A 7294-nucleotide genomic window follows, 5' to 3' on the forward strand; every position below is an offset into this window, starting at 1 on the left:
GCTCATGCCGCACCTCCCGCCCGTGCCGGGACGCGCTCATGTACGACGCGTCCGTGTACTTCGGCGACGGCGGCCGTCATGCCCGCCGTGATCTGTTCAATGTCCGCTGCGGTGCTGATGTACGGGGGCATGGTGTAGACGAGGTTCCGGAACGGCCGGACCCAGACCCCGTGCCGGATGGCCGCGGCGGTGACCGCGGCTACGTCGACGGCGTCGTGCAGCTCGATGACTCCGACGGCGCCGATGGTGCGGACATCCCGGACCGCCTCAAGGTCCAGGGCGGGAGCGAGCCCTGTTTCGAGGCCGGCGCCGATCCGGGCGACGTCGGCCCGCCAGCCGCCGTCGCCGATGATGCCGAGGCTGGCGTTGGCAACCGCACATGCCAGCGGGTTGCCCATGAAGGTGGGGCCGTGCAGCAGCGCACCGGCCTGGCCGCGGGACACAGTCGACGCAATCTCCGCGGTGCAGACCATGGCGGCGAGGGTCAGGTAGCCGCCGGTCAGTGCCTTGCCCACGCACATGATGTCCGGCACGACGCCGGCATGATCGGCCGCGAACAGCTCGCCGGTGCGGCCAAAACCGGTGGCGATCTCATCGAAGATGAGCAGCAGGCCATGCCGGTCCGCCACGTGCCGCAGTACTGTCAGGCATTCGGCCGGGTACGCGTGCATGCCGCCGGCACCCTGCAGGACCGGTTCGACGATGATCGCGGCCAGCTCCCCGGAATGCGCCGCCGCGATGTCCCCGAGTTCGGACGCCCACGCACGCACGGTTTCCGGGGTCGCGGAGGCGGCTGCCGGGGGACGGGGCGCGAACACGTTGCCGGCCAGCAGGCCCGGGAACGCGGAGTGCATCCCGTCCACGGGATCACAGACACCCATCGCCGCGAACGTATCGCCGTGGTACCCGCCGTGGATGCTCAGGAACCGCTGCCTCAGCGGGTGCCCGGACGCGGTCTGGAACTGCACCGCCAGCTTCAGTGCAACCTCCACTGCGACCGAACCCGAGTCCGCAAGGAATACCCGCTCCAAGCCCGGCCGGCCGGGCGCGGACGGGGCCATGTCCACCAGCTGCTCGGCCAGTTCCACCGCCGGGGCGTGCGTGAGTCCGCCGAACATCACATGGCTGAAACTCTCTAGCTGCCGCCGCGCGGCGGCGTCCAGCACAGGGTTGCGGTAGCCGTGGATCACCGACCACCACGAGGACATCGCATCAACCACCTCGTGGCGTGCGCCGTCCTCGGCCCGAAGCCGCAGCCGCACGCCGTCGGCCGCCTCGACCTCCCACAGCGGAAGATCCGGGGACGCCGGCGCGTAGGGGTGCCAAAGCCTGGCGCGGTCCCGCTGGATCAGGCCCGGCGGTGTCTCGCCACTCATGGTGCGAGCATTCCGTGGCGGGAGCATTCGGCGGTCCAGCCCAACGGAGTCACCTGGACTTTCATGCGGCGCCGGCAGGCGGCGCAGTACCGCGGCGGCTCCATTGCGAGCCGTTCGCCGCAACGGTGGTGAACGTCCGACGCCGGGCCGGCGCCGACGTCGGACGGTTCACCGCAGTGCCCGCAGAACTCAGCCGTGGTTGCGGTTGCTGCATCGCCGGTGGTTGAGCCTGTCGAGCCTGGGGAGCGGTGGGGGATCATAGTGTCTTCTGGAGTTCCTTGATGGGCATGTTCAGCTCGACGAGCAGGTTCAGGTCGGCGTCTGCCGGGCGGCCCAGGGTGGTCAAGTAGTTGCCGACGATGACGGCGTTGATGCCGCCCATGAGGCCTGCCTTGGTTCCGAGGTCGCCGAGGGTCAGCTCCCGTCCGCCGGCGTAGCGCAGCACGGTGCGGGGCATCGCAAGGCGGAACGCGGCGATCGCGCGGAGGGCGTCCTTGCCGTCCATGATGCCCTGGTTTTCCAGCGGGGTTCCAGGGCGGGGGTTGAGGAAGTTCAGCGGGACTTCGTGGGGTTCGAGGGCCGCGAGCTGGGCGGCGAGTTCCGCGCGCTGCTCCAGGCTCTCGCCCATGCCGATCAGGGCGCCGCAGCACAGTTCCATGCCGGCGTCTTTAACCATGTTGCAGGTGTCCAGGCGCTCCTCGTAGCTGTGGGTGGTGACGACCTCCGGGAAGTAGCTGCGGGCAGTTTCGAGGTTGTGGTTGTAGCGGTGGACGCCCCAGCTGGCGAGCTGGTCCACCTGGCGCTGGGTGAGCATACCCAGGGAGCAGGCAATGTTGATGTCCACGGCTTCGTTGATCCGGTCGATCGCGAACTTGATCTGGTTCATCAGCTTGATGTCGGGGCCGCGGACGGCGGCGACGATGCAGAACTCGGTGGCTCCCGTTGCAGCGGTTTCCTTCGCGGCCTTGACGAGTTCGGGAATGTCGAGCCAGACGCCACGGACGGGGGAGTCGAAGAGGCCGGACTGGCTGCAGAAGTGGCAGTCCTCGGGGCAACCGCCCGTCTTGATCGAGATGATGCCTTCCACCTCCACGTCCTCACCGCAGTGCCGCAGCCGGACCTCGTGGGCCAGCTGCAGGGCGGCGGGCAGATCCCGGTCCGGTAGCCTGAGGATTTCCAGAAGCTGGCTTTCGGAGAGGCCGATGCCCTGCTCCAGAACCTGGTTCCGGGCGGTCTCGAGGATTGGGCCGGGGTTGGCCTGGAGCTCTGGCTGCATCGTCATCGATAGTCCTTTGGGGGTGCATAGCTGCGGATATTGCCTCGGAACAAACGCTAGTTCCCAGTTACAAGCGAGATTTTGTTGGGTTTCGACAAAGTGGTGAAGCTGAAATTAGAAGGACCAATACCCAAGCGACGGGACGCTGGACGGAATGTCTTGACTACCTGCAGCCGGGCAATGTGGTGATGGTGGCAGATCTGTCCAGGCTGGGCCGTAGCATCGCTGACCGGCTGACATCGTGACAGTGCTCCGCCAGCGGGGGGATAGTTCCGTTCCCTTGGTGTGGACGGCGACAGCGGAATCCATTCTCGAAAAAGTCGCGCGCGGACGAGTTGCACTCCAAGCCGTCAAGCAAAACTGAGACACACCACTAGAGCATCGCTCCGCCCCTGTGATGGTGTTCGGCGGCGCTGGAATTCAATGAAGGTCAGGAGGCCGCAGGCTCAGCAGCCAGGCTCGGGGGAGAGCGGATGCTGGCCAGGGATGTTTAGGGCAGACTGGTGGCGTGAGCGGAATCCGGTGGGTGCTGCATGTCGATCTCGACCAGTTCATCGCGGCGGTCGAAGTGCTCCGGCGGCCGGAGCTTGCGGGGAAGCCGATAATTGTCGGCGGTCGGGGGGACCCCACGGAACGAGCGGTGGTATCGACCGCATCCTACGAAGCCAGGGCGTTCGGTGTGGGTTCCGGGATGCCCTTACGCATTGCGGCCCGGAAAGTGCCCGACGCTGTGATCCTGCCCGTCGATCAGGAGGCTTACCTCGCGGCGTCTGAAACGGTGATGGCTACGCTGCGCGCGCAGCCCGGCGCCACCCTGCAGGTGCTGGGTTGGGATGAAGCCTTTATGGGCACTGAGACAGAGAATCCGGAAGCCTACGCCCGGCAGGTGCAGGCGGCTGTCCTGGAGCGAACGCAGCTGCATTGCAGCGTGGGCATCGGCGACACGTTAGTCCGAGCCAAGGTCGCCACCGGATTCGGCAAGCCGGCCGGCGTTTTCCGCCTCACTGCCGGGAACTGGCTCGACGTTATGGGCAGTCGGCCCACCAAGGACCTGTGGGGTGTCGGAATCAAGGTGTCGGGCCGGCTGGCCAAGCTCGGCATCAATACAGTGGCCGAGCTCGCCGCGTCCGACCCCCAGAACCTGGTTCCGGAGTTTGGCCCCAGGATGGGTCCTTGGTACGCGGAGCTCGGACGCGGGGACGGCGCCAGCGTTGTGGACGATACGCCGTGGGTTGCCCGCGGGCATAGCCGGGAGACCACCTTCCAGCGGGACCTGACCGAGCCCGCCCAGGTGGACGACGCCGTGAGGGAGCTGACAGCGCGTGTCCTTGAGGATGTTGTGGCTGAAGGACGGCCCGTGGTTGGGCTGACTCTGAAGGTTCGGTACGCGCCGTTCGTGACCAAGAACCACGGGAGGAAGATTCCCGAGACATTCGACCGGGAGGAAATTCTCGCGAGGGCTTTGGGCCTCGCAGCAGGAATCGAAGCGGGCCGTCCGATCCGACTCCTAGGCCTGCGGGCCGAAATGGCCATGCCCGACGATGCCCGAAAGGGACATACGCCTACGCGGGGCGGTTGGTGAGTGAGATGAAGTGTTCCGTCTGGGTTTTATTGGCCGCCGTCCTGTGGTTGTGCGGGTGCACCAGTCCAAGCGGTCCGGTCACGGGGCATTCCGGGGACGTTGCCGGTGTGGTCCTGACCGCCCCGGTCTGTCCCGTCGAACGTGTTGGTCAGGAGTGTCCACCGCGCCCAGTATCAGGGGCCGCGGTTGTGGCTTTGGACGGGGACGCCGTCCGGGGCTCAACACAAACCGATAGCACCGGTGCCTTCCATCTGACGCTGCCTGACGGACGTTATGTAATCAGGGCGACCAAAGTCGACGGCTACCGAGCTTGTGGTCATCTCGGACAGGCCCGTTCACATCACGCTGGTTGTTGACAGCGGGATTCGCTAAGCCTGGTCCGCGCAGGGCCGGCAGATGTCGGCACCGAACCAAGCTATTCCGGCGGCATACGAATGGGGAAACCCCGCACCGTAAGGAGAACGATGACCGAGCCGGATCAAGGACGCGGCTGGTGGCCCGAAGAGTGCTGCCCGGCGGCGTAGAGCCGGACCCGCGGTTCACCCTGGCCAACGAGCGAACCTTCCTGGCTTGGGTCCGCACCGCCCTGGCCTTTCTCGCCGGCGGGCTGGCGCTGGAAGCCTTCGCGATTGAGGCATTCCCCGAACCCTTGCGCAAAGCGCTGGCCCTACTCCTGGTAGCTATCGGGATGCTGATCAGTGCCGGCGCCGGTCACTGCAGCTGTGGTGATCATCCTGATCGCACTGAACTAATGCCGGGAGCTCGAGCTGCTCCCACGCACCAGGACCCCGGGCTCCAACCCGAGCGCACGGTGCTCTGCTGGGGCCGGACCGCGATGGCTCTTTTTGCCGCCGCGCTGGTTTTCCTGCGCTGGCTGCCTCACTACCGTTTCTGGATTCTGATTCTCATCGCGGTGGCGGGCACCATCGCGGTCAGCTTTTACGCCACACAGCGCGGCCGCTATTCCGCGCGCGTCAGGGGCATCGCGGCGGAACAGTTTCACTCAGACGTGGCTGCCGTCTTCTGGTCCAGCGGCTCCGCTCTGCTGATGGGGATCCTGGGCCTGATCATCCTGTTCACGGGCTAGCGTCCAGCATCCGGGTTCTCGTCCCGCGCTCTCGGCCGACAACTCTGGTGAGATCCGCTCGGTGGCGGCTGCCGCCGTCGTCCGGCATTTCCACTGTGGCACTGACGCCGCCCACGGCGGCACGGCCGCGCCTACCTGGCGGAGACCAACACCGGCTGGCCGCGTGCACGCTGAGCCGCGATTCCCGCCTCGTCCGGTCTCCTAGGGGCTTTCCTTCTGCCGGGCCGACGTCTCCGATGGTCTGCGTTGATGCTGGCGGACTGCGAGCAGCGGAAACAGGAGCACCGATAGCATTCCCGCTCCAACGAGGGCGGAGGCGATTCCGCCTGAGATCAGCCCCTCGTCCCGGCCAATGCCTGTCACCGCCACGACAATCGGCAATCCTGTTGCACCAAACAGGATGATGGCCCGCTTGTCGGCATGGCTGGACTTTGGGGGAGCAGCGGGAAGCGACGGCAGACCTCGGATGATGAGCAGGAGGAGCAGGAACAGGGGGACCAGTGCGAGAGCTGCGGGGCTGGCGGTTAGCGCGCGTAGGTCGAAGTCTATGCCTGTGTCGATGAAGAAGAGCGGCACCAGGAATCCGAAAGCGATGGCGTCGATTTTCCCCTCAATGACTTTCCGGTCTTGCTCGGGAGCGCGCGCGATGGCGACTTTCCAGAGGACTCCGGCGGCGAATGCACCCAACAGCATGTCGAGTCCCAGGACCATGCTGAGTACAACGAGCACAGTGAGGATAAAGATGATGGACCGGAGGGCGAACTGGCCGCTGGTGTGGAGGGTCCTGGTGACCTGGGAATGGAGCAGTGAGTGCCGTGCGCGCGACGCGAGATAAATCGCCAGGCCGGTCAGGAGAACAAACCCGAGGGGTATAGCTGTTGCCGGGCCCAACTGCCAACGAAGAAGAGCATGGCCAGCCCGAAATCGGCGAGCGTATCCGTGAACTGGGCGGGTTGGATCCATCCCAACAGGCTGGGGCCGAGCATGATTCCGAGGACAATTTCGAAGACCACGATCGGCACCTTGACCACCCGATCAAGGAAACGGGCCGCAAGGGGCGCCGCGATAGCCAGCAAGGCGATCAGAACCATTGACGTCGACAAGCCATCCATCGGCGGTACCTCCGGTAGCTCGGCTGCTTCGAAGGAAAAGTAATCCAAAGCTACCGCCACTGTTGGGGATGGCGCCATAACAGCCACCTCCCACTGGGACACGATCAGGAAGTCGTACTGACGATCGCGGTGGGCGAAAGCGTTAGCCCGCGGGTCCATCCGGCTGGCCACCCCCATGAGATATAAACCGAGTGGCTTGCCGCGACTTCGGACACGGTTGAACCGGCTCGTCCCGCCATGGCATGTTGCGCGACCGGTGGGATCATCCGGTCAGCGGAGGCGATCAGGTACCAACCGGGCAAGGAACGCAAGGCAGGTTGGGTGATGGCTCCTTCGAGGGCATCGACGCCCCAAGGGACCTGCGAGTGAGATGGCGCGACCCTGACCAGCTGAGGACGAGGTTCGGCGGGACGTCAGGTTTCCCTGTTCCGCCGGGAGAACTGGCGGTGGAGTTTGTTCCTGGCGCCGTGTTCGACAAGGGTCGGGATGTAGGTCCGGATCCGGCCGGCATCCAGTGTTTCGTACTCCTCTGTGACGACCCGGACAACCAGCGGCCGGGGTGCGTCGGGATAGCGTGCGGCGAGGAGGTCGCTGACTTTGGCGATGGTGTCGTGCTTCTCCGTATCTTCCATCCAACTAGTTTGATGCCGAAGACTTGTGGCGTCTATCACATTTTGCTGGGATGGGGGAAGCGCTGAAGACCCGCTCGACGCGCGCACGTCCGGTTTCCGTTGCGGTGTCAGGATCCCGGGCGCCCGGGCCACTGCTTGCCGGCCCACGGGTCGTAGTCGGCGATGAGCTCCTCCTGTGGCGGACGCTCCGGTTCGGGGACGTGCTGCAGGTTCACCCGCACCCGGTACC

General features: G+C 65.6%; 8 protein-coding genes and 1 pseudogene. 3 read left to right on the forward strand and 6 right to left on the reverse strand.

Annotation, left to right across the window (positions count from 1 at the left end; all coding sequences use genetic code 11):
• Positions 1 to 2: 2 nt before the first annotated feature.
• The 3 genes from NG698_RS20215 to bioB are packed head-to-tail and all read right to left on the reverse strand — an operon-like array spanning position 3 to position 2658.
• Positions 3 to 1376, reverse strand: coding sequence for an adenosylmethionine--8-amino-7-oxononanoate transaminase (locus NG698_RS20215; RefSeq protein WP_252611985.1), 1374 nt, complete (start codon positions 1374 to 1376; stop codon positions 3 to 5).
• Positions 1373 to 1636 carry a biotin synthase auxiliary protein BsaP gene (bsaP, locus tag NG698_RS22060; RefSeq protein WP_445260443.1) on the reverse strand — a complete coding sequence of 88 codons (264 nt, stop codon included), beginning with the start codon at positions 1634 to 1636 and terminating at the stop codon, positions 1373 to 1375. The genes NG698_RS20215 and bsaP overlap by 4 nt, the downstream gene beginning before the upstream one ends.
• Positions 1633 to 2658 carry a biotin synthase BioB gene (gene bioB, locus NG698_RS20220; RefSeq protein ID WP_252598705.1) on the reverse strand — a complete coding sequence of 342 codons (1026 nt, stop codon included), beginning with the start codon at positions 2656 to 2658 and terminating at the stop codon, positions 1633 to 1635. Before bioB ends, bsaP begins: the two co-directional genes overlap by 4 nt.
• Positions 2659 to 3160: 502 nt before the next feature.
• Between bioB and NG698_RS20225 the strand changes: the two genes are divergently transcribed.
• From NG698_RS20225 to NG698_RS20235, 3 genes and pseudogenes are all read left to right on the forward strand, one after another.
• Entirely contained in the window at positions 3161 to 4234 is a 1074-nt protein-coding gene (locus tag NG698_RS20225) for a DNA polymerase IV (protein ID WP_445260444.1), read from the forward strand.
• Between the two features lie 490 nt (positions 4235 to 4724).
• Positions 4725 to 4943: pseudogene (locus tag NG698_RS20230) on the forward strand (YidH family protein); the annotation flags it as partial.
• Positions 4923 to 5321: a DUF202 domain-containing protein gene (locus NG698_RS20235; RefSeq protein ID WP_374209900.1), complete on the forward strand. Its 399-nt coding sequence runs from the start codon at positions 4923 to 4925 to the stop codon at positions 5319 to 5321. The pseudogene NG698_RS20230 and the gene NG698_RS20235, both read left to right, overlap by 21 nt.
• Before the next feature lie 201 nt (positions 5322 to 5522).
• On the opposite strand, the gene NG698_RS20240 is transcribed toward NG698_RS20235, so the two are convergent.
• The 3 genes from NG698_RS20240 to NG698_RS20250 form a co-directional block, all read right to left on the reverse strand.
• Positions 5523 to 6212 (reverse strand): cation:proton antiporter domain-containing protein, encoded by a 690-nt coding sequence (locus NG698_RS20240; RefSeq protein ID WP_252611987.1) that lies wholly within the window; start codon positions 6210 to 6212, stop codon positions 5523 to 5525.
• Positions 6170 to 6604: a cation:proton antiporter domain-containing protein gene (locus NG698_RS21845; RefSeq protein WP_252611989.1), complete on the reverse strand. Its 435-nt coding sequence runs from the start codon at positions 6602 to 6604 to the stop codon at positions 6170 to 6172. The genes NG698_RS20240 and NG698_RS21845 overlap by 43 nt, the downstream gene beginning before the upstream one ends.
• Positions 6605 to 6846: 242 nt before the next feature.
• Positions 6847 to 7065 carry a three-helix bundle dimerization domain-containing protein gene (locus NG698_RS20250; RefSeq protein ID WP_252598706.1) on the reverse strand — a complete coding sequence of 73 codons (219 nt, stop codon included), beginning with the start codon at positions 7063 to 7065 and terminating at the stop codon, positions 6847 to 6849.
• Positions 7066 to 7294: the final 229 nt, after the last annotated feature.

Origin of the sequence: Pseudarthrobacter raffinosi, assembly GCF_023913735.1 — a bacterium.
In the GTDB taxonomy this organism is placed as follows: Bacteria; Actinomycetota; Actinomycetes; order Actinomycetales; family Micrococcaceae; genus Arthrobacter; species Arthrobacter raffinosi.